Raw genomic sequence first — 24,650 nt, 5'->3', positions numbered from 1 at the left:
CTCGACGCCGACTCAACCCTCGGCGTCCAGGGCCTGCTGCAGGGCGACCCCGGCGCCGAGCAGGCCCGGATGTTCGGCGGTCATGACCCACACCGGTACGTCCTGCAGGTAAGCGCCGCTAGTCTTGCCACGGCTGGCGAAGGCCTCGGCGAAGCCGCTGGCGATGAAACGCTCGAGGAAACGCGGGACGATGCCGCCGGTAATGTAGACGCCACCGAGCGCGCCGACGGTGAGCACCGCGTTGCCGGCGACCCGCGCCAGCCACAGGAAGAAGTGCTCCAGCACGGCGTCCGCCTGGGCGTCGCCGGCCATGGCCAGGGCACCGACTTCCGCCGCACTGCTCGCGCGTACGGCGACCCCGTCCAGGGCACAGCTGATTTCATAGAGGGCGAGCAGGCCGTTGCCGGACAGTGCGCGCTCGGCGGAGACATGTCCGTAGCGCGCCTGCAGGCCCTGCCAGAGCGCGAAGTCGCGCGGCGAAGTGACCGGCAGGTCGACGTGCCCGCCCTCGCAGGGCAGCACTTCCCAACGTCCCCCGCCCAGCGGCAGCAGGCTGCCGACGCCAAGGCCGGTGCCGGGACCGATGATCAGCCGGGCGCGATCCGCCTGGGCACTGCCGGCGCGGACCTGCACCAGCTCGTCCGCACCTAGCCGCGAGGCGGCCCAGGCCATGGTGCTGAAGTCGTTGACCAGCAGCAGGTGATCCAGCCCCAGCTCCTCGCGGAACGCGGCACGATTGATCACCCAGTGGTTGTTGGTGAAACGGAAATCGGCCGCCCCGACCGGACCGGCGCAGGCCAGGCAGACCGAGTCGATGTTCGCCACCGATTCGCCGATCCGCGCCAGGTAGTCGCGCACGGCCAGTTCAGGCCGCGGGTAGTCGGCGCAGGCGAGCACCTCGATGGATTCCAGGCGCTGCCCGCGCCAGAGCGCGAAACGCGCATTGGTGCCGCCGATATCGCCGACCAGGCCGAGGCCGCCGGCGCTTCTCTTGTTGTCGTTATTCATCGTCGTTGAACCGCAATGCCCCGCGCCAGGGCGGGACGGTCGGCAGATGTTGCCGGAGAGACAGCCGCCAGCCAAGCGCCGGCGGATATCGACCTATCAGAATCAGCGCCAGCCGTTGAGGCTCTCGGTAAAGCTGCAGGCGCCCTCTTCCGCGCTGCTCATGGCGTTGCGCATGAAGGCGAACAGCTCGCGGCCGCAACCGAGATTGCCGTCCTGCGGCGCCGGCTCCAGGCTGCGCGCCTGCCATTCGGCGTCGTCGACCAGCACCCGCAACTCGCCGTTCACCCCATCCACCCGCACCCGGTCGCCGTCGCGCAGGCGCGCCAGCGGACCGCCGGCGATGGCTTCCGGACTCACATGGATGGCCGCGGGCACCTTGCCCGACGCCCCGGACATGCGCCCGTCGGTGACCAGCGCCACCTTGAAGCCACGATCCTGCAGGACCCCGAGGAACGGCGTGAGCTTGTGCAGCTCCGGCATGCCGTTCGCCCGCGGGCCCTGGAAACGCACCACGGCGACCAGGTCGCGCTCCAGCTCGCCGGCCTTGAAAGCCGCGGCCAGGCTGGCCTGGTCGTGGAAGATCCGTACCGGCGCCTCGACCACCTGGTGTTCCGGCGCCACCGCCGAGACCTTCATCACGCCGCGACCGAGGTTGCCCTCCATCAGGCGCAAGCCGCCTTCGGCGGAGAACGGCTTGTCCAGCGGACGCAGGATGGCTTCGTCGAGACTCCGTTCCGGCCCTTCGCGCCAGACCAGCCGGCCATCCTCGAGGAACGGCTCGCGGGTGTAGCGGCGCAGGCCGGGGCCGGCGACGGTCTGTACGTCCTCGTGAAGCAGCCCGCCGTCGAGCAGTTGGCGGATCAGGAAGGACATGCCGCCGGCCGCCTGGAAGTGGTTGATGTCGGCCTGGCCGTTCGGATAGATGCGCGCCAGGGTCGGCACCACATGGGACAGCTCGGACATGTCCTGCCAGGTCAACTGGATGCCCGCCGCCTGGGCGATCGCCAGCAGGTGCAGGGTGTGGTTGGTCGAGCCGCCGGTGGCGAGCAGCGCCACCACCGAGTTGACGATGGCCTTCTCGTCGACGATCTCCGCCATCGGCACGTAGTTGCCGTTCTCGGGGGTCAGCCGGCTGGCCTGGCGTGCCGCTTCGCGGGTGAGTTCGTCGCGCAGGGGGGTGTTCGGGTTGACGAAGGAGGCACCGGGCAAGTGCAGGCCCATCACCTCCACCAGCAACTGGTTGGTATTGGCGGTGCCATAGAAGGTGCAGGTGCCGGGTGCATGGTAGGAGGCCATTTCCGAGGCCAGCAGCTCTTCGCGAGTGGCCTTGCCCTCGGCGAACAGTTGGCGCACCGCGGCCTTTTCCTTGTTGGAGATGCCGGTCGGCATCGGCCCGGCCGGGACGAACACGGTGGGCAGGTGGCCGAAGCGCAGCGAGCCGATCAGCAGGCCCGGCACGATCTTGTCGCAAACACCCAGGCACAGCGCTGCATCGAACATGTTGTGAGACAGCGCGATGGCGGTGGACATGGCGATCACGTCGCGGCTGGCCAGCGACAGTTCCATGCCCGGCTCGCCCTGGGTCACCCCGTCGCACATGGCCGGCACGCCGCCGGCGAACTGGCCGACCGAACCGATCTCGTGCAGCGCCTGCTTGATCAGCCCCGGAAAGCGCTCGAACGGCTGGTGCGCCGAGAGCATGTCGTTGTAGGCGGAAACGATGGCCACGTTGGCCTGGTTCATCAGCCGCAGGGTCTGCTTGTCGCTTTCGCCACAGGCCGCGACCCCGTGGGCGAGGTTGCCGCACGGCAGGGTGCCGCGGTGCGGCCCCTTGCTGGCCGCAGCCCGGACCATCTCGAGGTAGCGCTGGCGAGTGGCCGCGCTACGGGCCTGGATGCGGCGGGTGACTTCGAGCACACGAGGGTGCATGGCAGATTCTCCTACAGACTATCAATTGTTGTTTTTACAACATAATCATCGGTTGAAGGATGTTTACTTTTCTTTCTGGACGAAATGTAATGGTTTTTACCACAACAATAGAAAAGAGACGACCTCATTATGACTATCCGCCTGGCCATCAACGGCTTCGGTCGCATCGGCCGAAACGTTCTTCGCGCCCTGTATACCGGCCACTACCGCGAACAGTTGCAGGTAGTGGCGATCAATGACCTCGGCGACGCCGCGGTCAACGCCCACCTGTTCCAGTACGACAGCGTCCATGGACGCTTTCCCGGCGAGGTCGAGCACGATGCCGAAAGCCTGCGGGTGATGGGCGACCGCATCGCCGTCAGTGCCATCCGCAACCCGGCGGAACTGCCCTGGAAGAGCCTCGGCGTGGACATCGTGCTCGAGTGCACGGGGCTCTTCACCAGCCGCGACAAAGCCGCTGCCCACCTGCAGGCTGGCGCCGGCAAGGTGCTGATCTCGGCGCCCGGCAAGGACGTCGACGCCACCGTGGTCTACGGCGTCAACCACGAGGTGCTGCGCGCCTCCCATCGGATCGTCTCGAACGCCTCCTGCACCACCAACTGCCTGGCACCGGTGGCCCAGGTGCTGCATCGCGAGCTGGGCATCGAGCACGGCCTGATGACCACCATCCATGCCTACACCAACGACCAGAACCTCTCCGACGTGTACCACCCGGACCTGTACCGCGCACGTTCGGCGACCCAGTCGATGATCCCCACCAAGACCGGCGCCGCCGAGGCGGTCGGCCTGGTCCTGCCGGAACTCGCCGGCAAGCTTACCGGGCTGGCGGTGCGGGTGCCGGTGATCAACGTGTCGCTGGTCGATCTCACCGTGCAGGTGGCCCGGGATACCAGCGTAGACGAGGTCAACCGCCTGCTGCGCGAGGCCAGCGAGGGCTCTCCGGTGCTCGGCTACAACACCCAGCCGCTGGTGTCGGTGGATTTCAATCATGACCCGCGCTCGTCGATCTTCGACGCCAACCACACCAAGGTCAGCGGCCGGCTGGTCAAGGCGATGGCCTGGTACGACAACGAGTGGGGCTTCTCCAACCGCATGCTGGACAGCGCCCTGGCGCTGGCCGCCGCCCGCGACTGACGCGCCTCAGCGGAACTTGCGCCGACCGCGCGCCTGCAACGCCAGCAGGCGCAGGTCGGCCTCGGCGAGGATCAGTCGCTGCTCGGCCTTGTCCGCGCGCTTCCAGGCACGGATTTCCTGGCGCGTACGCCCGCAGCCACGGCACACGTCGGCATCGAACTCACAGATATTGATGCAAGGACTTTTCAAGCGTTCCCCCTTTTTCGGCGCGGACCGCAACCGGTCCTCGCCCGTCACTTCACGACAGGCGGCGGACCGGCGTCCAGGAGGGAATGACTATCGGGCCGATCGAGCGGCCCGCGGTCACTCGGCCTCGGCGTCGCGCAGGCTTTCGTAGGCAGGCGCGGCATAGATGCCGGCCTCGACGCAGAGCGCCATGACCCGCGGCAGGTCCTGGGTATAGACCAGCACCGCCTGCAACTCGTCGTCCAGCGGCTCGCTGAAATCCACCAGCACGTAGCCGCCCTTTTCCGGATACATGCTGCTCAGTTGCACCTGGATACGGTTGAGGGCGACCAGCGGCTCGGTCTTGAGCAACTGCTTCGGCTTGATGTTGAACGCCACGTCCTTGCCGAAGGAGGCGACGATCCGGGCGAACAGCTCGGCATAGGTATCGGCCTGGAACAGCACGATATCCGGCAGGCTACCGACCACCACCCACTCGCCGAGCGGGATCGGGAAGCTGTCGTCGTAGTTGATGTCCGGGTTGGCGGCGAGGAACCCTGCCGGATCGGAGTAGGCCTGGGCCGCCTCGTCGGCGATCCGCCGGATCTCCTCGGCGCCCATGCAGCCGGTGCTGATGAGGGTGATCAGTTCGTTCAGGGTCTCTTTCATGGGGAGTTCCAGGGTCGATGAAACGGAGCGGGCCAGCCTCGCCGGCGCGGCCGGATGAATTCTACAGGGTGGAACGACGGTCAGCGGCGCGGCCAGTCGTCGTCGGCGTCCAGTGCCTCGCGCTCCTCGCGCATGGCCTCCGCCAGGGCGCGCTCTTCGTCATCGGGATCGGCGCCCGCGACAGCCTCCGCGACGGCAGGCTCGACGGCTTGCTCCGCGACCACGGGAATCGGCCCAGCCGCTGGCTCGGCGGACTCGTCGCCCTGCTCCGAGGGCTCCGGAGGGTCGAGCAGGTCGTCGAAGTCGGTCTTCAGGCCCTGCTCCATCTCGTCCAGTTCCAGCAGCAGGCTGCGGAAGCTGGTTTCCTCGCGCGGTTTCTCCGGCTCGCCGGCCTCGCCCTCGATCTCCTCGAGGCTTTCCCCGGCCTCGGCGATGGCGCGATCGGCCAGGGCCTGGATCGAGGCGGGAATCGCATCCTCGTCGAGATCGTCGCGCGGCGGCTGCGCCGCGGGCGCCACTTCGACCGGCGGTTCCGGCTCGGGCTCCATCTCGCGCAGCGCCGACAGCGGCGGCAGCTCGTCGAGGCTCTTCAGGTTGAAATAATCGAGGAACGCCTTGGTGGTCGCCAGCATCGCCGGGCGCCCCGGCACCTCGCGGTAGCCAACGATGCGGATCCACTCCCGCTCCATCAGCGTCTTGACGATCTGGGTGTTCACCGCCACGCCGCGGATCTCCTCGATCTCGCCACGGGTGATCGGCTGGCGGTAGGCGATCAGCACCAGGGTTTCCAGGAGCGCGCGCGAATAGCGCTGCGGACGCTCCTCCCAGAGGCGGCCGACCCACGGCGAGAAACGCTCGCGAATCTGCAGGCGATACCCGGACGCGACTTCCTTCAGCTCGAAGGAGCGCCCCGCGCAGGACAGTGCCAGGATCGCCAGGGCGTCGCGGAACTGCCCCGGCTCCGGCCGCTCTGCCTCGTCGAACAGCTCGGCCAGGCGTTCCAGCGACAGCGGCTTGCCGGCCGCGAGGAGGATGCCTTCGAGCAGGGTGGCGAGTTCGTGGGGATCGGACAGGTTCATCGTCGCAACGGATACCGGAGCCAGGAAGAGGGAAAGATAGCGGAATCGGGCATGCAGCTTAACAGGCCACGGCAGGGAGCGAAGCCGGAAGCTCGGAAAAGGCGACCGTCCGCAGGGGGACGAACGGCCAGCGGCGCGGCGCGCTCACTCGAAATCGTCTTCCAGGGCTTCCTCCAGGGTTTCGCCTTCCTCCGCTTCGCGGGCTATCCGCAGGCGCACATGGATGGCGCCGAAAGCCTCGTTCTGCACCAGTTCCACCATCTGCTCCTTGACCAGTTCGAGGATCGCCATGAAGGTGACCACCACGCCGAGCTTGCCCTCCTCCAGGGTGAACAACTGGATGAAGGGCACGAAGGCGCCGCCTTTCAGGCGCTCCAGCACTTCGCTCATGCGTTCGCGGGTGGACAGTACCTCGCGGGTCACCTGGTGGCTCTCGAACAGGTCGGCGCGGCGCAGCATCTCGCCCATCACCAGCATCAGCTCCTGCAGCGCCAGCTCCGGCAGCAGCTTGCGCGCCCGCGCCTCGGGAGCAGCCACCGCCGGCACCAGCACGTCGCGGCCGACCCGGGGCAGTTCGTCGAGGTCTTCGGCGGCCTTCTTGAACCGTTCGTACTCCTGCAGGCGGCGGATCAGCTCGGCCCGTGGATCGTCCTCTTCCTCCTCGGCTTCCGCCGAGCGCGGCAGCAACATGCGCGACTTGATCTCCGCCAGCATCGCCGCCATCACCAGGTACTCGGCGGCCAGCTCCAGGCGCACCGCCTTCATCAGCTCGACATAGCCCATGTACTGGCGGGTGATTTCCGCCACCGGGATATCCAGGATGTCGATGTTCTGCTTGCGGATCAGGTACAGCAGCAGGTCGAGCGGGCCCTCGAAGGCCTCGAGGAAGACCTCCAGCGCGTCCGGCGGGATATAGAGGTCCTGCGGCAGCTCGGTGACCGCCTCGCCGTAGACCAGCGCCAGTTGCAGCGGCACCCGCTCGGCGGCGGGTTCGGCTGGAGGGGTGTCGGCGTTGGCCGGGTTATCGTCCTGCATCGCTAGGCTCGTGGTGGGCGGATTCGGGCGGCGCTCAGGCCGGCTGCATGAACGGCGCCGGATCGCCGCAACCCACGCGGATCACTTCGGGATCGGTGTCGGTCAGGCTGATCACGGTGGAAGCCTCGCCGCCGCCATAGCCCCCGTCCACGATCAGGTCGACCTGGTGTTCCAGCACCTGGCGCATTTCATAGGGATCGTTCAGCGGCTCGCCGCTGCCGGGCATGATCAGGCTCACGCTCATCAGCGGCTCGCCCAGCTCTTCCAGCAGCGCCCGGGCGATCGGGCAGTTCGGCACGCGCAAGCCGATGGTGCGGCGCTTGGGGTGCAGGAGCATGCGCGGCACCTCGCGGGTGGCGCTGAGGATGAAGGTGTAGGGACCGGGGGTGTGCGCCTTGAGCAGGCGGAACAGGCCGGTGTCGACCTTGGCATAGACGCCCAGCTCGGAAAGGTCGCGGCAGACCAGGGTGAAGTTGTGCTTGTCGTCCAGTTGGCGGATGCGGCGGATGCGATCCACCGCGGTCTTTTCGCCGATGCGGCAGCCCAGGGCATAGGACGAGTCGGTGGGATAGACGATCACCCCACCCTGGCGGACGATTTCCACCGCCTGCTTGACCAGCCGCGGCTGGGGATTTTCCGGATGGATCTGGAAGAACTGGCTCATTCGGCCCCCTTGGCTTCGGAATGACGTTCAGTATCGCGAAAATGCCTGGCGAAACGCGGCCACATGGCCGGAAGGTCCTCTGGAACCGCACGGTACATGCCCAGTTCGGACCAGTCGCCCGGCGCGTGGAAATCGCTGCCGGCGGTGACCATCAGGCCGAACTCGCGGGCCAGGATCGACAGGGTACCGACCTGTTCGGCCGGCTGCACGCCATTGACCACCTCGATGGCGTGTCCGCCGGCCTGGAGAAAGTCGGCGACCAGGCGCCGGCGCTTGGTCCGGGTGAAATCATAATGATACGGGTGCGCCAGGCTGATCCAGGCGCGCGCCTCGCGCAGGCAGCCGACCACTTCCTCCAGGGTCGGCCAGTGCTGCTTGACGTCTCCCAGCTTGCCGGCCCCCAGCCACTTGCGGAACGCGTCGGCGCGATCCTTGACCCAGCCGCCCTGGACCAGGAACTCGGCGAAATGCGGCCGCGCCGGCGCGTTGCCGCTGTCGCCCAGGGCCTGCTGGATCGCCCGCGCGCCCTCCAGCGCACCGGGCATACCCTTGGCCGCAAGCCGCCGGTCGATTTCCTCGGCGCGCGCCCAGCGGCCCCGGTGCAGGGCTTCGGTCGCCTGGCGCAGGGGAGCGGCGTCGAGGTCGAAACCGTAGCCCAGCACATGAATGGTGGCACCGCCCCAGGTGCAGGACAGCTCGACACCGTTGACCAGTTCGATACCGAGTCGAGCGGCCGCCTGGTGGGCTTCCGGCAGGCCTTCCAGGGTGTCGTGGTCGGTCAGCGCCAGCAGCCCGACGCCTTTCTCGTGGGCCCGCTGCACCAGGGCGGCGGGCGCGAGCACGCCATCGGAGGCGGTACTGTGGCAATGCAGATCGACACGCATGGCTGAATCCTGATTCCAGTGAAGAATGGTGATGAAGCAACGCCGATTCGCTGCCTCGCGGTATCGAGACGTACCGTTCATGGGTCCGGGGAGCCTGCTCCACCTGGCGAATGCGCCTGCGGCACAGGCCTGACGCATTCGGAAAGACAGGATGACTGTTTCAGAACATCCAGAGGTTGCTATTATGCCGTTTCAACCGTGTCCTGACTGCCACCATGAAGCAATTCATCGATTTCATCCCACTGATCCTGTTCTTCATCGTCTACAAGATAGACCCTCAGAACGTCGAGTTCGCCGGGTTCAATCTGAGTGGCATCTACGGCGCGACCGCGACCCTGATCCTCGCCTCGGTGATCGTCTACGGCGCCCTCTGGCTCAAGCACCGCCACCTGGAAAAGAGCCAGTGGTTCACCCTCGGCGCCTGCCTGGTCCTCGGCGGCCTGACCCTGGCCTTCCACGAGGACACCTTCCTCAAGTGGAAGGCGCCGCTGGTCAACTGGCTGTTCGCCCTGGCCTTCGCCGGCAGTCACTTCATCGGCGACAAGCCGATGATCCAGCGCATCATGGGCCATGCCATCCAGTTGCCGCAGGGCCTCTGGGTGCGCCTGAACATCGCCTGGGTGGTGTTCTTCCTGGTGTGCGGCTTCGCCAACCTGTACGTGGTCTTCACCTATCCGAACTTCTGGGTGGACTTCAAGGTGTTCGGCAGCCTCGGCATGACCTTGCTGTTCCTGATCGGCCAGGGCCTGTTCCTGGCTCGCCACCTGCACGACGCCGATACCGGCGAAAAGCCCAAGGACTGACATGCTCTACGCGATCATCGCCCGTGACATCCCCGCTTCCCAGGAACGCCGCCTGGCCAGCCGCCCGGCCCACCTGGCCCGTCTCGAACAGCTGAAGGAAGAAGGCCGCCTGGTACTCGCCGGCCCGCACCCGGCGATCGACAGCAACGACCCGGGCGCCGCCGGCTTCACCGGCAGCCTGATCGTCGCCGAATTCGATTCGCTGGCCGCGGCGCAGAGCTGGGCCGAGGCCGATCCCTACCGGGCCGCCGGGGTGTACGCCGAGGTGGTGGTCAAGCCGTTCAAGAAAGTCCTGCCCTGAGGCAGTCGCCGGGTACCGGCGGCCGGCCCGGTCGCCCTCCCGGCAAACGTTTTCGCACCGGACGCCGCTTTCCGGTGCCCGCCGCAGCGCAACCAGGCCGACCCGGCGCTTTCGCCAAGCCGGAAGGGCGAACCGGAAGACAGTGCAATCCGTCGCTTCATCGGTACAAGGAGTCATGATGCGTCCATCCGCTGCCCATTGCCTGCTGCTGAGCCTGGGAGCTTCCCTGGCCCTGGCCGAGGAACCCGCGCCGGCACCGATTCCAGCCGCGCAGCCTTCCATTACGCAGGCTACCGCCGAACTGGAGCGCCGCCTGGTGGAAACGGAACGCCAGCGCGACGAACTGGTCAGTCGTATGCGCCAGGAGAACCGCCAGTTGCGCGAGCAGCTGCAGGCGGCCCAGGCGCAGCGGCAACCGCCGCTGCTCACGGAAGAGCAGACCTGGTATGTCGCCGGCGCCGCCACGGCCCTGCTCGCGTTCGTCCTCGGTGCCCTGAGCCGCGGCCGCCGGCGACAGCGACGCGAATGGATCAATTGAGCGACACTCGATGAGCGAACTGCTGTTGATCGACGATGACCGGGAGCTCTGCGAGCTGCTCGGTACCTGGCTGGTCCAGGAAGGTTTCTCCGTGCGTGCCAGCCACGACGGCGCCCAGGCCCGTCGCGCCCTCGCCGAGCAGACACCGGATGCCGTGGTGCTCGACGTGATGCTGCCGGACGGTAGCGGCCTGGAACTGCTCAAGCAACTGCGCGGCGACCATCCCGACCTGCCGGTGCTGATGCTGTCCGCCCGCGGCGAGCCGCTGGACCGCATCCTCGGTCTGGAACTGGGCGCCGACGACTACCTGGCCAAGCCCTGCGACCCGCGCGAACTCACCGCACGGCTGCGCGCCGTGCTGCGGCGAACCCACCCGGCGCAACCCAGCGCGCAGATGCAACTGGGCGACCTGTCGCTGAACCTGACGCGCGGCGTGGCGCAGATCGACGGCCAGGAGATCAGCCTGACCCTTTCCGAAAGCCGCATCCTCGAAGCGCTCCTGCGCCAGCCCGGCGAGCCGCTGGACAAGCAGGCCCTGGCGCAACTGGCGCTGGGCCGCAAGCTGACCCTCTACGACCGCAGCCTGGACATGCACGTCAGCAACCTGCGCAAGAAGCTCGGCAGCCACCCCGACGGCAGCCCGCGCATCCTCGCCCTGCGCGGCCGCGGCTACTACTACAGCCACTGAGCGGGTTTCGTCAGCCCGCCGACACAAGGTCTTTACCCAAGCTTTACCCAGGGCTGACCGCGCTTGACCTTGACCTCCCTAGACTGGGCTCATCCGGTAAATGGCCGGACCCAGAAAGGAGAAACACCATGCGCAAGACGCTAACCGCCCTGTTCATCGCCGCCGCCCTGCCGACCTTCGCCATGGCCGCGCCCGCCGCCAACGACCTGCCCCCCCCGCCGATGGAAGGCGGCCACATGATGGGCCAGCACGGTCCCCGGCATGGCGGCCCGATGAAGGAACTGGACCTGACCCGCGAACAGCGCCAGCAGATGGGCAAACTGATGGGCGAACAAATGAAGGCCCGCCACGAGATCACCCAGCGCTACCTGGCCAAGCTGCCGGCGGCCGAGCAGAAGGCCCTGAAGGACGAACTCAAGGCCAGCCACGAGAAGACCCAGAAGGACATCCGCGCCCTGCTCACCCCCGAGCAGCAGAAGAAGTTCGACGAACTGCAGAAGAAGCGCGAGCAGCGCAAGGCAGAGTGGGCCGAATTCCAGCAATGGAAGGCCGACAAGAAGTCCAACTGACGTCCGAGCCACCGCTACCGGGTCCTCCGGTAGCGGTCTTCCGACCAGCCGGAATCGCATATCCTAGGGGTTTACCCTCGCGGCCGGCCCGACATGCGATTCAACAGGAAAACCATGCGTTCACTCTTCTGGCGAATCCTCGCCGCCTTCTGGCTGGCCCTGCTGCTGGTCGCCGGGCTGTCCATCCTGCTGGGTCGTGCGCTGAACCAGGACACCTGGATCATCGCCCGCCATCCTGGCCTGAAGGATCTCGCCGAGCAGTGGACCGCCCTCTACGAAGAACAGGGCAGCTACGCGGCCCAGGGCTTGCTGGAGCAACGCCGTCGCGACTACGGGATTTCCATCCAGGTGCTCGATGAAAGCGGCCAGCGCCTGGTCGACGGCACCTACCTGCCGCGCCCCCACCACCGCCCGCCGCGCACCAGCGACCGCAACCTGCCGCGCTTCCCCTGGCGCCAGCTGAGCCAGGAATACGTCAGCCCGCAGAGCAACCATACCTATCTGTTCATCTACCGCATCCCGCACCCGGAGCTGGAGGCCTGGCACCGCGGCAGCCTGCTCTGGCCGCTCAGCGCGCTGGGCATCGCACTGGTGGTGCTGACCCTGTTCAGCCTGCTGCTGACGCTGTCCATCACCCGTCCGCTGAACCGTCTGCGGCGCGCCGTGCACGACCTCGGCCAGACCGCCTACCAGAAGGACAGCCTGGCCCGCCTGGCGCGGCGCGGCGATGAACTGGGCACCCTGGCGCGCGATTTCAACCGCATGGGCGAACGCCTGCAAAGCCTGATCGGCAGCCAGCGTCAGTTGCTCCGCGACGTATCCCACGAACTGCGCTCGCCGCTGGCTCGCCTGCGCATCGCCCTGGCCCTGGCCGAACGCGCCGAACCGGAAGCGCGGGCGCAGATGTGGCCGCGCCTGGAACAGGAATGCGACCGCCTGGAAGCGCTGATCGGCGAGATCCTCGCCCTCGCCCGGCTCGACGCCGAACCCGGCGCGAGCCAACGGATCGCCCTGCTACCGCTGCTCCAGCGGCTGCGCGAAGACGCCCTGCTGCTGGCTCCGGAACAGGATATCCGCCTGGAGGTGGCGCCTGACCTGAGCATCGACGGCTGGCCGGACATGTTCGAACGCGCGGTAGACAACCTGCTGCGCAACGCCGTGCGCTTCAACCCCGTCGGCCAACCCCTGGAGGTGCGTGCCAGCAGCGCCGGCGACTACCTGCGCCTGAGCGTCCGCGACCATGGGCCAGGCATCGCCGCCGAACTGCAGGAGCAGTTGGGCGAGCCGTTCTTCCGCGCACCCAACCAGAGCAGCCCGGGACACGGCCTGGGCCTGGCCATCGCCCGCCGCGCCATCGAGCGCCACGGCGGGCACCTGCGCCTGGGCAACCATCCCGACGGCGGCTTCATCGCCACCCTCAGCCTGCCGCTACGGCGCAAGGCGACCGAATGACGCCGCGCCCAGATGAACAATTCCCCAGGAGCATCCGGCATGACTCTTCCCGCTTCGTTGTTCCTCGATGAACGCCCGCTCGCCCAGGCCATCGCGCCGCCGCCGGAACCTCCCGGCGACGAGCCGCAATCGCTGGTCCTGGCGGTCGAGCTGGGACAGGTCGCCCAGCAACTGCGGCATCGCTGGGCGCGCCTCGACCTGAACCTGCCGGAACGCGGCACCTGGCCGCTGGAAAGCTGGCGCCCGGCCTTGCACGAGGCGCTCTACGGCCTGCTCGGCGGCGCCGCGCAGGCCCGCCCGTGGCAGCGCATCACACTGAATCCGGCGCTGGACGCACGCCACGGCCGGCTGCGCCTGGACATCCTCGGCCAGGCGGAAGAAGGCTGGCGCTGGCTGCCGGCGGCCGTGGAAGCCGCCCGACGACTGGCCGGCTGGCAGGGCGGACGACTGCTCTGGCACGCCCAGGGCGCGTATTGGTGCGTACGCCTGCTGTTGCCGCTCAGCCCGGCCAGGCGCTGACGAAGGCCGTCGGGTCGAGTTCCGCCGGCGTGCGCAACTCGCCCATCGGCGTACCCAGGTAGACGAAGCCGATGATCCGCTCCTGCTCGCCGAGCCCCAGGCCGGCGTGCACCACCGGATCGGTGGCCATCTCGCCGGTCCGCCACATCGCCCCCAGTCCCTGGGCATAGGCGCCCAGCACCAGGCCGTGGGCGGCGCAGCCGGCAGCCAGCAGTTGCTCAGCGTGCGGCACCTTCGGGTGGTCCTGCAGGCAAGCGACCGCCACGACCAGCAGCGGTGCGCGCAGCGGCATGTTGCGGGCCTTGGCCAGCGCTTCCTCGGCGGCGTCCGGCTGGCGGCTCGCCAGGGCGCGGGCGTAGAGGTCGCCCAGGGCCCGGCGGCCTTCGCCCTCTACCAGGATGAAGCGCCAGGGCCGCAGTTGCCCGTGGTCCGGGGCACGCAAGGCGACCCGGAACAGCCGGTCGAGCTGCTCCGGCGAGGGCGCGGGATCGCTCAGGCGGGCGTGGGAAACGCGAGTGAGCAAGGCGTCGAGAGCCTCCATGGGCGAACTCCTGTCAGAAACGAAATCGCCATTGTAGACGCAATCACCAGGCTCACGCCCGCTCTCAGGCGACCCGTCCCGGCGCCAGGTGCGGCTGCAGCGGCGGGGTCAGCGGCGGCAGGCCGTAGGCGGCGCGCGCGGCATCGCAGGCCGGGTTGGGCTGGCCGTTGGCCCAGGCCGCCTCGAACTCGCGGCAGGTACTCGAGCGCTGCTCGTAGACGGTGCAGCGAACGCCGCAACCGACCTCGCCGAGCAGCCCGACGCAGCGTGCCGGCTTGTTCTCGGTACCGCTCATGGCAACCATCTGCGGGCTGATGCGGACGGTCAGTTCGTCGGGTACGACGCCACCTGCGGAACGGCACTCGCCCCAATAGAAAGACACACGAAAATGCGCACAGCAGGCGCCGCAGGTAAGACACGGATTGTCAGTGGACATGGTTGGCAGAACACCAGAGAAACCGGCGAGCGCCGGCGGGCGAAGCGAGATTCTAGCGATTTCGCGGCAGCTGTGAAGAGGGGTGCAGCGGCAGATTTACTCTCCGCGGACGGCTGGTAGAATGGCCGGTCCGCCACAGCCCAGAGCCCCACGATCCATGGCCTTGCCGACCCTACGTATCCTCGGTTTCATCATCGGCATCTTCCTGATCACTCTGGCCGCCAGCATGCTGGTCCCGATCCTGACCATGCTCGCCTTCGACCGTACCGAAGGCATCCAGGCATTCATCTGGTCCAGCGTCGCCACCTTCGTCACCGGCCTCGGCCTGGTCCTGCCGGGACGTCCCGAGCATGTCCACCTGCGCCCGCGGGACATGTACATGCTCACCGTATCGAGCTGGGTGCTGGTATGCATCTTCGCCGCCCTGCCGTTCGTCCTGCAGCAGCACATCAGCTACACCGATGCCTTCTTCGAAAGCATGTCGGGAATCACCGCCACCGGCTCCACCGTGCTCAGCGGGCTGGACGACATGTCCCCGGGCATCCTCATCTGGCGCTCTCTGCTGCACTGGCTGGGCGGCATCGGCTTCATCGCCATGGCCGTGGCGATCCTGCCGATGCTGCGGATCGGCGGCATGCGCCTGTTCCAGACCGAATCCTCGGACCGCTCGGAAAAAGTCCTGCCACGCTCGCACATGGTCGCCAAGTACATCGTCGCCACCTATGTCGGCATCACCCTGCTCGGCAGCCTGGCCTTCTGGGGCGCGGGCATGAGCCCGTTCGACGCGGTCAACCACGCCATGTCGGCGATTTCCACCGGCGGTTTCTCCACCTCCGACCAATCCCTGGCCAAGTGGAAGCAGCCAGCGGTGCACTGGACCGCGGTAGTGGTGATGATCCTCGGCAGCCTGCCATTCGCGCTCTACGTCGCCACCCTGCGCGGACACCGCAAGGCGCTGATCAAGGACCAGCAGGTCCGCGGCCTGCTCGGCCTGCTGCTGGTGACCTGGCTGCTGATGGGCACCTGGTACGCGGTAAACTCCAAGCTGCCCTGGATGGATGCTTTCCGCATCGTCGCAGTGAACGTCACCTCGGTGGTCACCACCACCGGCTTCGCCCTCGGCGACTACAGCATGTGGGGGCACTTCTCGATCATGCTGTTCTTCTACCTCGGCTTCATCGGCGGTTGCTCCGGTTCTACCGCCGGCGGTATCAAGATCTTCCGCTTCCAGGTCGCCTATACCCTGCTCAAGGCCAACCTCTACCAGTTGATCCATCCGCGCGCAGTGCTCAAGCAGAACTACAACGGCCATCGCCTGGACGAGGAAATCGTCCGCTCGATCCTGACCTTCTCGTTCTTCTTCGCGATCGTCGTCTGCCTGCTCGCCCTCGGCCTGTCGCTGATCGGCCTGGACTGGATGACCGCGCTCACCGGCGCCGCCAGTACCGTGGCCGGCGTAGGCCCGGGGATGGGGCCCATCATCGGCCCCTCGGGCAACTTCGCCAGCCTGCCGGACGCCGCCAAGTGGCTGCTGGCCGCCGGCATGCTGCTCGGTCGCCTGGAGATCATCACCGTGCTGGTCCTGCTGACCCCGGCGTTCTGGCGCCACTGAGCGCTCACGGGCCTGTCTGCAATGGCTCTACTCAGGGACTGAAAAGCCGGTGTAAGCTTCTGCACCATGACGACACAGCCGCAACCCGGCCACGTGAGCCTGGATAGCTCCACCCAGCCCGCCCGCGTCAGAGCCATAGGTGATTGGACGCTCGCCCACTACACGGCTCTGGAGCGCGAGGTGACGCGCCTGCGCAGCGAAGTGGCGGCCAACGCCAGCTTCGACCTGAGCCAACTGGGCGCCCTGGATACCGCCGGCGCCGCCCTGCTCGCCGAATTGCTCGGCGCCGAGCGCCTGGCCGACCTCGCCGAGCTGGAGCCCGGCCTGCCGCGCGAGCGCCAGGCCCTGCTGAAGACCGTCGGCCACGCCCTGCACGACTTCTGCGAGCCGGAGAAACCCAAGCCGCCAACCACCGCCATCGAACTGCTGGCTCGCATCGGTTGTGCCATGGAGACCTTCTGGCTGCACCTCAAGGCACTCCTCGGCTTCATCGGCCTGACCCTGGAGACCCTGTTCCGCAGCCTGGTCCGCCCGGCCAGTTGGCGGGTCACGCCGCTGGTGGCGAACATCGAGAAGAGCGGCCTGGACGCGGTGCCGATCATCGCCCTGCTGACCTTCCTGGTCGGCGCGGTGATCGCCTTCCTCGGCGCCACGGTGCTGGCCAACTTCGGCGCGACCATCTACACGGTCAACCTGGTGGTGTTCTCCTTCCTCCGCGAGTTCGCCGTGCTGCTCACCGCGATCCTCATGGCCGGCCGCACCGCCAGCGCCTTCACCGCGCAGATCGGCTCGATGAAGGCCAACGAGGAGATCGACGCGATCCGCGCCCTCGGCCTCAACCCCATCGAGCTGCTGGTGCTGCCGCGGGTGCTGGCGCTGCTGGTATCGCTACCGATGCTGACCTTCGTCGGCATGCTCTGCGGCATCGTCGGCGGCATGACCGTCTGCGCCTGGACCCTGGACATCCCGCCGGCGATGTTCCTGTCGATCATGGAGGACGGAATCGGCGTACAGCATTTCCTGGTCGGTATCAGCAAGGCCCCGCTGTTCGCCTTCCTGATCGCCGTGATCGGCTGCCTGGAAGGCTTCAAGGTCAGCGGCAGCGCCCAGTCGGTGGGCGAGCACACCACCACCAGCGTGGTCCACTCGATCTTCGTGGTGATCCTGCTCGACGCCCTCGCCGCGCTGTTCTTCATGGAGATGGGCTGGTGAACCAGGACAACCCGCAGGCGATCATCCAGGTCCGCGACCTGTGCAACCGTTTCGGCGCCCAGGCGGTCCACGAGCACCTCGACCTCGACGTCCGTCGCGGCGAGATCCTCGGCGTGGTCGGCGGCTCCGGCACCGGCAAGTCGGTGCTGCTGCGCAGCATCGTCGGCCTGCGCCGGCCGACCTCCGGCAGCGTGCGGGTGTTCGGCGAAGACCTGCTGCAACTGCCAGAGGAGCGCCGCTCCCTGGTCGAACGGCGCTTCGGCGTGCTGTTCCAGCAGGGCGCGCTGTTTTCCTCGCTTACCGTGGTGGAGAACGTCGCCCTGCCGCTGATCGAGAACGCCGGCCTGCCGCGCGCCGACGCCGAGCACCTGGCCCAGGTCAAGCTGGCCCTGGCCGGGCTACCGGCCAACGCCGGCGACAAGTATCCGGCCTCGCTTTCCGGCGGCATGATCAAGCGCGCCGCCCTGGCCCGCGCCCTGGCGCTGGACCCGGACATCCTGTTCCTCGACGAGCCCACCGCCGGCCTCGACCCGATCGGCGCGGCGGCCTTCGACAACCTGATCCGTACCCTGCGCGACGCCCTCGGCCTGACCGTGTTCCTGGTCACCCATGACCTGGACACCCTGTACACCATCTGCGACCGGGTCGCCGTGCTGTCGCAGAAGAAGGTCCTGGTGGTCGACACCCTGGAACGGGTCGCCGCCACCGACGACGCCTGGGTTCGCGAATACTTCCACGGGCCGCGCGGGCGCGCCGCCCACCAAGCCGCCGCCGTGCCGGAGAATCACTGAGATGGAAACCCGAGCCCACCATGTGTTGATCGGCCTGTTCAGCGTGATCGTGATCGGTGCCGCCCTGCTCTTCGGCCTGTGGCTGGCCAAGTCCGGCTCGGAGGGCAAGTTCAACTACTACGACATCGTCTTCAACGAAGCGGTCAGCGGCCTTTCCCAGGGCAGCTCGGTGCAGTACAGCGGGATCAAGGTCGGCGACGTGGCCTTCCTCCGCCTCGATCCGAAGGACCCGCGCAAGGTCTGGGCACGCATCCGCGTGGTGGCCAGCGCGCCGATCAAGCAGGACACCACCGCCAAGCTGGCGCTCACCGGGATCACCGGCACCTCGATCATCCAGCTCAGCAGCGGCACGCCCGCCAGCCCGATGCTGGAGGGCAAGGACGGGAAGATCCCGGTGATCGTCGCCACGCCCTCGCCGCTGACCCAGTTACTGAGCAACGGCGAAGACCTGATGGGCAACATCAACCAGCTCATCGCGCGCTTCAGCAACCTGCTCTCCGAGGAAAACACAGCGCGCATCAGCCGCACCCTCGACCATCTCGACCAGGCCACCGGCGCGCTCTCCGCCGAGCGCGAGAACGTCAGCGCGGTGATGCAGCAGTTGGCCCAGGCGAGCAGGCAGGCCAACGCCGCCCTGGCCCAGGCCAGCGAGTTGATGCGCAGCGCCAACGGCCTGCTCAACGAGCAAGGCAAGGGGATGCTGGAAAACGCCAACAAGACCATGGCTTCGCTGGAGCGCACCAGCGCCACCCTCGACCAGTTGATCAGCGAGAATCGCCACTCGCTGGACGGCGGCATCCAGGGACTCGCCGAGCTGGGCCCGGCGGTCAGCGAACTGCGCGATACCCTGGCGGCACTGCGCGGAATCAGCCGGCGCCTGGAAGAGAACCCGGCGAACTACCTGCTGGGCCGGGAAAAAACCAAGGAGTTCACCCCATGAGGCTCGCCCTTCGCCCGCTGCGTCGCCTGTCCCTGGCCGCCGGCCTGGCCGCGCTCGCCACCCTCGGCGCCTGCTCGATCCTGCCGGAGGCGCAGGTCCTCCAGGTCTACCTGCTACCGGTGCACAACCCTCCGGCCAGCGCCGCCGCGCGGCCGGTCGACTGGTCGCTGCGGATCGCCCGGCCGCGTACCAGCCTGGTGCTGGAGAGCCCGCGCATCGCGGTGCGCCCACACGGCGACGAAATCAGCGTGTACCAGGGCGCGCGCTGGAGCGATCCGGCGCCGTCGCTGCTGCGCGACCGTCTGATGCAGGCGTTCCAGGCCGACGGCCGGGTCCGCGGCCTGAGCAGCGACGACAGCAACCTGCAGGCCGATTTCGAACTGGGCGGCGACCTTCGCGCCTTCCAGACCGAGTACCCGAACGGCCAGGCCAGCGCGCTGATCCGCTACGACGCGCGCCTGGTGCGTACCGACGACAAGCGCGTGGTCGCCAGCCGGCGTTTCGAGGTCAGCCAGCCGGTGGATGGCAAGAAGGTCGCGGCGGTGGTCAGCGCCTTCGGCAAGGCCGGCGATACGCTGTCGGCCCAGGTTCTCGACTGGACCCTGCGCCAGGCCTCGGCGCAACCCGCCGTGCAACCCTGAAGCGTCCCGCCTGGCCTGGCGACTAGCCCGGGCGCTCCTGGCGGCGCGCCCGGTATTCGTTGGGCGTGCAGCCGAACCAGCGGCGGAATGCCCGGAAGAAATTGCTCGGATCGGCGAAACCCAGCAGGTAGGCGACTTCCAGCAAGGTCAGGCCGGGCTGCTGGAGATACTGTTCGGCCATATCCCGGCGCGTGTCGTCGAGCAGTTGCTGGTAGCTGGTGCCTTCTTCCTGGAGGCGCCGTTGCAAGGTGCGCTGCGACAGGTGCAGCGCCTGGGCCACCCGTTCGCGCTTGGGTTCTCCCTGCGGCAGCAGCCGGCACAAGGTCTGCCGGGTCAGATGGGTAATGCGGCTGGTACTGAAACGCGCCAGGTATTCGCCGGCGAAGCGATCGTGCAACTGGGCCAGCGCCTCGTTGGCCGAGGGTAGCGGCGTCTCGAGGTCGACGCGGGAAAACACCAGCGCGAACTCCTCGGCGTGAAAGCGCAGCGGCGCGCGGAACAGATCGACATAGGGTGCCAGCGGCTCGCGGGGCGCGCCGGGCAGCTCCACCGCCAGCGGGTCCAGCGACCGGCCGGTGATCCAGCGGACCATGTCCACCAGGTAGGCCAGCGAGCATTCGGCACTCTGCGGTGGCGCCGGCAGGCGATCGCCATGCACCGTGACGCCGATTCGATAGCCCTGCGGCGTGCGGCGGAAAGTCAGGTCGGACGCTTCCGCGATGATCCGCTGGTAGCGCTCCAGGCGCGCGAAGCCTTCCGCCAGGTTGCGGCTCGACATCAGCGCATAGCCGACGACGTGGAAAGCCGGGCGCCGGACCCGGGCGATGTTCAGGGCGATCGCCGGGTTGCCGCTGAGCGCCACCGCACGCTGCCACAGACGGCTCATGGCGTCCTGCGGGAAGCGCGCGTCGGGGTCCTGCAAGGCCTGGTAGTCGAGGCCCAGCTCGGCGAACAGCTGGCGTCCGTCGAGGCCTTCCAGCTCCAGGGCGAGGACGATGCCCTGGACCCAGCTGGACAAGGTTGTACGTTCCGGCATCGGTCTCTTCTTGTTCTGGCGGGAGGCACGCCGACCGTCGTCCGGCCTGGCGGCCCAAGGATACTAAACTGGCCCTGTATGTCATCCGCGACATCGTGCGGCCCGCACTACACTGCGCGGACACAACGAGAGGAGGCATTCCATGAGCAGCCCTGATGACGAGCGTTTCCACAGTTTCGCCGAGTTCTACCCCTACTACCTGCAGGAACACAGCAACGCGGTGTGCCGCCGCCTGCACTACGTCGGCAGCCTGCTGGTGCTGGCGGTGCTCTTCCACGCCGTGGCCAGCCAGCAGTGGCTATGGCTGCTGGCGCTGCCGCTGGTGGGCTACGGCTTCGCCTGGGTCGGCCACTTCGTCTTCGAGAAGAACCGCCCGGCCACCTTCAAGTACCCGCTGTGGTCGTTCATGGGCGACTGGGTGATGCTCAAGGACGCTTTCACCGGCCGCATCCGCTTCTGACCCATCCGCGCGGCTGGCCCCCGGGCCGGTCGCTCCCCCGGGACGACCGTCGGTCCCGGATCGGCGCGCTTTCCTGAACTATCGATCAGCTGTCACTGGCCGCCGCGCAAACGCTTGGTTAAGATTCCGCCAGCAACCTGGCCACCCGCCATTCCCCAGGCGGAAAGCTCACGAGGCCGAGCCGGGACGAAAATACACAGGGATCCTCTCCAGCGCATGAAGCCTACCCTCCCCGACCGCTCGCCGACGAGCCGGTCCGTCGCGTCCATGCGTGAATACTATTCGCGCGTGCTGGCCTATATCGCCTGTGGCGCCAGCATCGCGGCGGGAACCTACACCCAGTATTTCAGCTACGGCATCCTCTGGATGGTGCCCTATGCGCTGCTCTACCCGCACCTGGCGTACCACCTCGGCCAGCGCTTCCGCCAGCACGACCCGCGCAAGGTGACCCGCGCCCTGCTCGCGGTCGACGCCGTGCACTGTGGCCTGGGCATGGCGCTGCTCGGCTTCTCCGTGGTGCCCAGCCTGATGTTCCTGCTGGTGCTGAGCTTCACCGCGCTGGTCATCGGCGGCCTGCGCCTGCTCGGCATGGCCTTGCTGGTATCGGCCAGCAGCGCCCTGCTGGTCGCCGTGCTCGTCGCCCCGCCGCTGCTGGGCAATACCCCGGTCGAGGTGGCCGCGGTCAGCATCCTGTTCTGCGGACTGTACATCTGCATCACCGCCTTCTTCGGCCACCAGCAGGGCCTGCGCCTGGCCCAGGTGCGCCAGGAGATCGCCCGCGAGCAGGAAAAGGCCGCGCGGCTCGCGCGCAACCTGGCCAAGTACCTGTCGCCGCAGGTCTGGGAAATGATCTTCAGCGGCAAGAAGAGCGTGCGCCTGGAAACCCAGCGCAAGAAGCTCACCGTGTTCTTCTCCGACATCCGCGGCTTCACCGAGCTATCCGAGGAACTGGAAGCCGAGGCCCTGACCGACCTGCTCAACAACTACCTCAACGAAATGTCGAAGATCGCCCTCAAGTACGGCGGCACCATCGACAAGTTCGTCGGCGACTGCGTCATGGTGTTCTTCGGCGACCCCAGCACCCAGGGCGCGAAGAAGGACGCCGTGGCTGCGGTATCGATGGGCATCGCCATGCGCAAGCACATGAAGGTGCTACGCCAGCAGTGGCGGGCCCAGGGCATCACCAAGCCGCTGGAAATCCGCATGGGCATCAACACCGGCTATTGCACGGTGGGCAACTTCGGCGCCGACACGCGCATGGACTACACCATCATCGGCCGCGAGGTGAACCTCGCCAGCCGCCTGGAAAGCGCCTCGGAAGCCGGCGAAATCCTCATTTCCCACGAGACCTACTCGCTGATCAAGGACGTGATCATGTGCCGCGACAAGGGCCAGATCGCGGTCAAGGGCTTCAGCCGCCCGGTGCAGATCTACCAGGTGGTGGACTCGCGCCGCGACCTCGGCGCCGCGCCCAGCTACGTCGAGCACGAATTGCCCGGCTTCTCCATGTACCTGGACACCAACAACATCCAGAACTACGACAAGGAACGGGTCATCCAGGCCCTGCAACAGGCCGCCGAACGCCTGCGCGACAAGGTCATCCTCTAAGTTCGTCGAACGCCGCCGGCAGTTCGTCGCGCCATTCCGGCGCAGTCCGTGGGCCGCTCGCCTGCAGCGCCAGGAACTCCTCCGCCGAAACCCGCCAGGACTGCTCCCGCGCCCAGCGCCCGCAGGCCTGGCGATCCAGCGCCAGCGCCTGGCGGCAGGCTTCGCCAAGATCCTCGTGCATGACCCCGGTCACGCCCTGCTGCAATACATCCAGCGGCCCCGGCACGGCGAAGGCCGCCACCGGCACGCCACAGGCCAGGGCTTCGAGCATCACCAGGCCATAGGTATCGGTCAGCGAGGGGAACACCAGCACCGAGGCCGCCCGGTAGGCGTCGGCCAGCGCGCGGCCATGGCGGTAGCCGAGAAAACGCGCCTGTGGATAGCGCTGCTCCAGCGCCGCCCGCTGCGGGCCGTCGCCCACCAGCCATTTTTCGCCCGGCAGTTCGAGATCGAGGAACGCCTCCAGGTTCTTTTCCGTCGCCAGCCGCCCGACATACAGGAACACCGGCGGCCGCTCTTTCGCCGGAGGTGTCTCGGCGGGATGGAACAGTTCGGTATCGACGCCCTTGCGCCACAGCCGCAGGTGCTGGAAGCGCCAGGCGCAGAACTCGTCGCGCAGGCGCGGGGTGCTCACCAGCACCGCCCGGCTCGGCCGATGGAAGGTGCGCAGGAAGGCATAGCCCCAGGACAACGGCAGCCACGGACAGCGGTCACGCAGGTATTCGGGAAAGCGCGTATGGATCGCCGAGGTGAAGTCCAGGCCGCGCTTGCCCAGCCAGCGCCGCGCGGCCCAGCCGAGCGGCCCCTCGGTGGCCAGGTGCACGGCATCCGGGGCGAAGGCCTCGATCAACCCGCCGAGGCGCCAGAGGTTCCAGGCCAGGGGGATTTCCGGATAGCTGGGACAGGGCAGGCAGCGGAAGTCGGCGGGCGACAGCACCCGTACCTGGTGGCCCAGCAGTTCCAGCTCGCGCTGCAGGGCCAGCAGGCTGGTGACGACTCCGTTGACTTGCGGTAACCAGGCGTCGCTGACGATCAATAGCCTCATGCCGCCGGCTCGACCGCCGCGGCCTGCGCCGCCAGCCGCGCCTGCTCCTCGGCCAGGCGGTAGAGCTGGATGCTGCCGTCCCAGTGTTCGATCAGCGCCGTGCAGGACTCCACCCAGTCGCCGCAGTTGAGGTAATCGACGCCCTCGATGCGGCGGATCTCGGCATGGTGGATGTGCCCGCAGACCACCCCGTCGAGCCCGCGCTTGTGGCACTCGTGGGCGATGGCTTCCTCGAAGTCGCTGATGAAGTTCACCGCGGTCTTGACCTTGTGCTTGAGGTACGCCGACAGCGACCAGTAGCCGTAGCCCCAGCGCCGCCGCCAGTGGTTCAGCCAACGGTTGAGGAGCAGGGTGAACTCGTAGGCGGAATCGCCGAGGAACGCCAGCCAGCGGTGGTAGCGGGTGATCACGTCGAACTGGTCGCCGTGTATCACCAGCAGCTTGCGGCCGTCGGCGGTACTGTGCACCGCCTCGTCGACCAGGCGGATGTTGCCGAGGATCAGGCTCGAATAGCGGCGCAGGAATTCGTCATGGTTGCCGGTGACGTAGATCACCTCGGTGCCGCGCTTGCTCAGGGTGAGCAGGCGGCGGATCACGTTGGTGTGCGCCTGCGGCCAGTAGATGCCGCCGCGCAGCTTCCAGCCGTCGATGATGTCGCCCACCAGGTAGATGCGATCGGCGTGGTAGCGCTTGAGGAACGCCGCCAGGTGTTCGGCCTGGCAATCCCGCGTCCCCAGGTGGACATCCGAGATCCACAGGGTCCGGACCCGCTGCTTGCGGTTCGAGGTGAAGCGTTGCGCGGTGCTCATCGGCGGGTCTCCGACGGTGTTTTTCCGATCTTGGCCGGCGCCGGTGAAACGACTGTGACAGGCCGGCGACCGTTGCGTGACA

At 67.6% G+C, this 24,650-nt stretch carries 28 protein-coding genes; 15 read left to right on the top strand and 13 right to left on the bottom strand.

The features are described 5' to 3' along the window. Positions 1 to 12: 12 nt before the first annotated feature. Together AC1RB9_RS09025 and edd are read right to left on the bottom strand one after the other, a co-directional pair. Positions 13 to 1,008 (bottom strand): glucokinase, encoded by a 996-nt coding sequence (locus AC1RB9_RS09025; RefSeq protein ID WP_003114838.1) that lies wholly within the window; start codon positions 1,006 to 1,008, stop codon positions 13 to 15. Positions 1,009 to 1,110: 102 nt separating this feature from the next. Further along, a complete protein-coding gene (gene edd / locus AC1RB9_RS09020) occupies positions 1,111 to 2,937 on the bottom strand; it encodes a phosphogluconate dehydratase (RefSeq protein ID WP_003091478.1) in 1,827 nt (608 codons plus the stop codon). Between the two features lie 129 nt (positions 2,938 to 3,066). Here edd and gap point away from each other — a divergent pair, with 129 nt between their 5' ends. Further along, positions 3,067 to 4,071, top strand: coding sequence for a type I glyceraldehyde-3-phosphate dehydrogenase (gene gap, locus AC1RB9_RS09015; RefSeq protein WP_003091480.1), 1,005 nt, complete (start codon positions 3,067 to 3,069; stop codon positions 4,069 to 4,071). Between the two features lie 6 nt (positions 4,072 to 4,077). Here gap and AC1RB9_RS09010 read toward each other — a convergent pair whose 3' ends face one another. The 6 genes from AC1RB9_RS09010 to AC1RB9_RS08985 all read right to left on the bottom strand — a co-directional run bounded on the left by AC1RB9_RS09010 (position 4,078) and on the right by AC1RB9_RS08985 (position 8,567). Next, positions 4,078 to 4,260, bottom strand: coding sequence for a DUF1289 domain-containing protein (locus tag AC1RB9_RS09010; protein ID WP_003091481.1), 183 nt, complete (start codon positions 4,258 to 4,260; stop codon positions 4,078 to 4,080). A gap of 114 nt (positions 4,261 to 4,374) precedes the next feature. Then, positions 4,375 to 4,905 (bottom strand): hypothetical protein, encoded by a 531-nt coding sequence (locus AC1RB9_RS09005; RefSeq protein ID WP_003452801.1) that lies wholly within the window; start codon positions 4,903 to 4,905, stop codon positions 4,375 to 4,377. Positions 4,906 to 4,985: 80 nt separating this feature from the next. After that, positions 4,986 to 5,984 (bottom strand): SMC-Scp complex subunit ScpB, encoded by a 999-nt coding sequence (gene scpB, locus AC1RB9_RS09000; RefSeq protein WP_003114835.1) that lies wholly within the window; start codon positions 5,982 to 5,984, stop codon positions 4,986 to 4,988. A gap of 144 nt (positions 5,985 to 6,128) precedes the next feature. Next, positions 6,129 to 6,881, bottom strand: coding sequence for a segregation and condensation protein A (locus tag AC1RB9_RS08995; RefSeq protein ID WP_003130486.1), 753 nt, complete (start codon positions 6,879 to 6,881; stop codon positions 6,129 to 6,131). Positions 6,882 to 7,053: 172 nt separating this feature from the next. Continuing rightward, complete coding sequence (locus AC1RB9_RS08990; protein ID WP_003091486.1) at positions 7,054 to 7,683, bottom strand: L-threonylcarbamoyladenylate synthase; 630 nt, start codon at positions 7,681 to 7,683, stop codon at positions 7,054 to 7,056. Next, positions 7,680 to 8,567 carry a PHP domain-containing protein gene (locus AC1RB9_RS08985; RefSeq protein WP_003114833.1) on the bottom strand — a complete coding sequence of 296 codons (888 nt, stop codon included), beginning with the start codon at positions 8,565 to 8,567 and terminating at the stop codon, positions 7,680 to 7,682. Before AC1RB9_RS08985 ends, AC1RB9_RS08990 begins: the two co-directional genes overlap by 4 nt. A gap of 215 nt (positions 8,568 to 8,782) precedes the next feature. Here AC1RB9_RS08985 and AC1RB9_RS08980 point away from each other — a divergent pair, with 215 nt between their 5' ends. The 7 genes from AC1RB9_RS08980 (at position 8,783) to AC1RB9_RS08950 (ending at position 13,437) form a co-directional block, all read left to right on the top strand. Next, positions 8,783 to 9,370 carry a septation protein A gene (locus AC1RB9_RS08980; protein WP_003091488.1) on the top strand — a complete coding sequence of 196 codons (588 nt, stop codon included), beginning with the start codon at positions 8,783 to 8,785 and terminating at the stop codon, positions 9,368 to 9,370. Position 9,371: 1 nt separating this feature from the next. Further along, positions 9,372 to 9,671 carry a YciI family protein gene (locus AC1RB9_RS08975; RefSeq protein WP_003091489.1) on the top strand — a complete coding sequence of 100 codons (300 nt, stop codon included), beginning with the start codon at positions 9,372 to 9,374 and terminating at the stop codon, positions 9,669 to 9,671. A gap of 175 nt (positions 9,672 to 9,846) precedes the next feature. Next, complete coding sequence (locus AC1RB9_RS08970) at positions 9,847 to 10,209, top strand: hypothetical protein (protein ID WP_003114832.1); 363 nt, start codon at positions 9,847 to 9,849, stop codon at positions 10,207 to 10,209. A gap of 10 nt (positions 10,210 to 10,219) precedes the next feature. After that, positions 10,220 to 10,897, top strand: a complete 678-nt coding sequence (locus AC1RB9_RS08965; protein WP_003091491.1) for a response regulator transcription factor — start codon at positions 10,220 to 10,222, stop codon at positions 10,895 to 10,897. Between the two features lie 128 nt (positions 10,898 to 11,025). Further along, the gene (locus tag AC1RB9_RS08960; RefSeq protein ID WP_003114831.1) at positions 11,026 to 11,466 is read left to right on the top strand and encodes a Spy/CpxP family protein refolding chaperone; all 441 of its coding nucleotides are present in this window, start codon (positions 11,026 to 11,028) and stop codon (positions 11,464 to 11,466) included. Between the two features lie 114 nt (positions 11,467 to 11,580). Beyond that, a complete protein-coding gene (locus tag AC1RB9_RS08955) occupies positions 11,581 to 12,918 on the top strand; it encodes a sensor histidine kinase (protein ID WP_003114830.1) in 1,338 nt (445 codons plus the stop codon). 39 nt (positions 12,919 to 12,957) lie between these two features. Next, the gene (locus tag AC1RB9_RS08950; RefSeq protein WP_003452808.1) at positions 12,958 to 13,437 is read left to right on the top strand and encodes a hypothetical protein; all 480 of its coding nucleotides are present in this window, start codon (positions 12,958 to 12,960) and stop codon (positions 13,435 to 13,437) included. Here AC1RB9_RS08950 and AC1RB9_RS08945 read toward each other — a convergent pair. After that, entirely contained in the window at positions 13,418 to 13,978 is a 561-nt protein-coding gene (locus AC1RB9_RS08945) for a nitroreductase family protein (protein ID WP_003114828.1), read from the bottom strand. The two genes, AC1RB9_RS08950 and AC1RB9_RS08945, sit on opposite strands and share 20 nt — an antisense overlap. Positions 13,979 to 14,042: 64 nt before the next feature. Continuing rightward, a complete protein-coding gene (locus AC1RB9_RS08940; protein ID WP_003114826.1) occupies positions 14,043 to 14,414 on the bottom strand; it encodes a YkgJ family cysteine cluster protein in 372 nt (123 codons plus the stop codon). Positions 14,415 to 14,571: 157 nt separating this feature from the next. On the opposite strand from AC1RB9_RS08940, the gene AC1RB9_RS08935 reads away from it, so the two are divergent. The 5 genes from AC1RB9_RS08935 to AC1RB9_RS08915 all read left to right on the top strand — a co-directional run bounded on the left by AC1RB9_RS08935 (position 14,572) and on the right by AC1RB9_RS08915 (position 19,610). Next, positions 14,572 to 16,026, top strand: coding sequence for a TrkH family potassium uptake protein (locus AC1RB9_RS08935; RefSeq protein WP_003452812.1), 1,455 nt, complete (start codon positions 14,572 to 14,574; stop codon positions 16,024 to 16,026). 66 nt (positions 16,027 to 16,092) lie between these two features. Further along, positions 16,093 to 17,238: an MlaE family ABC transporter permease gene (locus tag AC1RB9_RS08930; RefSeq protein ID WP_003452815.1), complete on the top strand. Its 1,146-nt coding sequence runs from the start codon at positions 16,093 to 16,095 to the stop codon at positions 17,236 to 17,238. Then, the gene (locus tag AC1RB9_RS08925) at positions 17,235 to 18,029 is read left to right on the top strand and encodes an ABC transporter ATP-binding protein (RefSeq protein WP_003114823.1); all 795 of its coding nucleotides are present in this window, start codon (positions 17,235 to 17,237) and stop codon (positions 18,027 to 18,029) included. The genes AC1RB9_RS08930 and AC1RB9_RS08925 overlap by 4 nt, the downstream gene beginning before the upstream one ends. A 1-nt stretch (position 18,030) precedes the next feature. After that, entirely contained in the window at positions 18,031 to 18,969 is a 939-nt protein-coding gene (locus AC1RB9_RS08920; protein ID WP_003114822.1) for an MlaD family protein, read from the top strand. Next, positions 18,966 to 19,610 carry an ABC-type transport auxiliary lipoprotein family protein gene (locus tag AC1RB9_RS08915; protein WP_003109195.1) on the top strand — a complete coding sequence of 215 codons (645 nt, stop codon included), beginning with the start codon at positions 18,966 to 18,968 and terminating at the stop codon, positions 19,608 to 19,610. Before AC1RB9_RS08920 ends, AC1RB9_RS08915 begins: the two co-directional genes overlap by 4 nt. 22 nt (positions 19,611 to 19,632) lie before the next feature. On the opposite strand, the gene AC1RB9_RS08910 is transcribed toward AC1RB9_RS08915, so the two are convergent. Next, the gene (locus AC1RB9_RS08910; protein WP_003158340.1) at positions 19,633 to 20,646 is read right to left on the bottom strand and encodes an AraC family transcriptional regulator; all 1,014 of its coding nucleotides are present in this window, start codon (positions 20,644 to 20,646) and stop codon (positions 19,633 to 19,635) included. Between the two features lie 142 nt (positions 20,647 to 20,788). Here AC1RB9_RS08910 and AC1RB9_RS08905 point away from each other — a divergent pair, with 142 nt between their 5' ends. Continuing rightward, on the top strand, positions 20,789 to 21,106 hold the full coding sequence (locus AC1RB9_RS08905; RefSeq protein ID WP_003114819.1) for an Mpo1-like protein: 318 nt from the start codon (positions 20,789 to 20,791) through the stop codon (positions 21,104 to 21,106). Between the two features lie 216 nt (positions 21,107 to 21,322). Beyond that, positions 21,323 to 22,714, top strand: a complete 1,392-nt coding sequence (locus AC1RB9_RS08900; protein ID WP_003124349.1) for a protein CyaB — start codon at positions 21,323 to 21,325, stop codon at positions 22,712 to 22,714. On the opposite strand, the gene AC1RB9_RS08895 is transcribed toward AC1RB9_RS08900, so the two are convergent. Continuing rightward, positions 22,704 to 23,759, bottom strand: coding sequence for a glycosyltransferase family 4 protein (locus AC1RB9_RS08895; protein ID WP_003114817.1), 1,056 nt, complete (start codon positions 23,757 to 23,759; stop codon positions 22,704 to 22,706). The genes AC1RB9_RS08900 and AC1RB9_RS08895 overlap by 11 nt on opposite strands. Beyond that, positions 23,756 to 24,568, bottom strand: coding sequence for a UDP-2,3-diacylglucosamine diphosphatase (locus AC1RB9_RS08890; protein ID WP_003091510.1), 813 nt, complete (start codon positions 24,566 to 24,568; stop codon positions 23,756 to 23,758). The genes AC1RB9_RS08895 and AC1RB9_RS08890 overlap by 4 nt, the downstream gene beginning before the upstream one ends. Positions 24,569 to 24,650 lie beyond the last annotated feature (82 nt).

The organism is Pseudomonas sp. 20-5 (assembly GCF_056782835.1).
The sequence above is the reverse complement of the archived record's forward strand: the minus strand, read 5'-3'. Positions and strand labels throughout refer to the sequence as shown.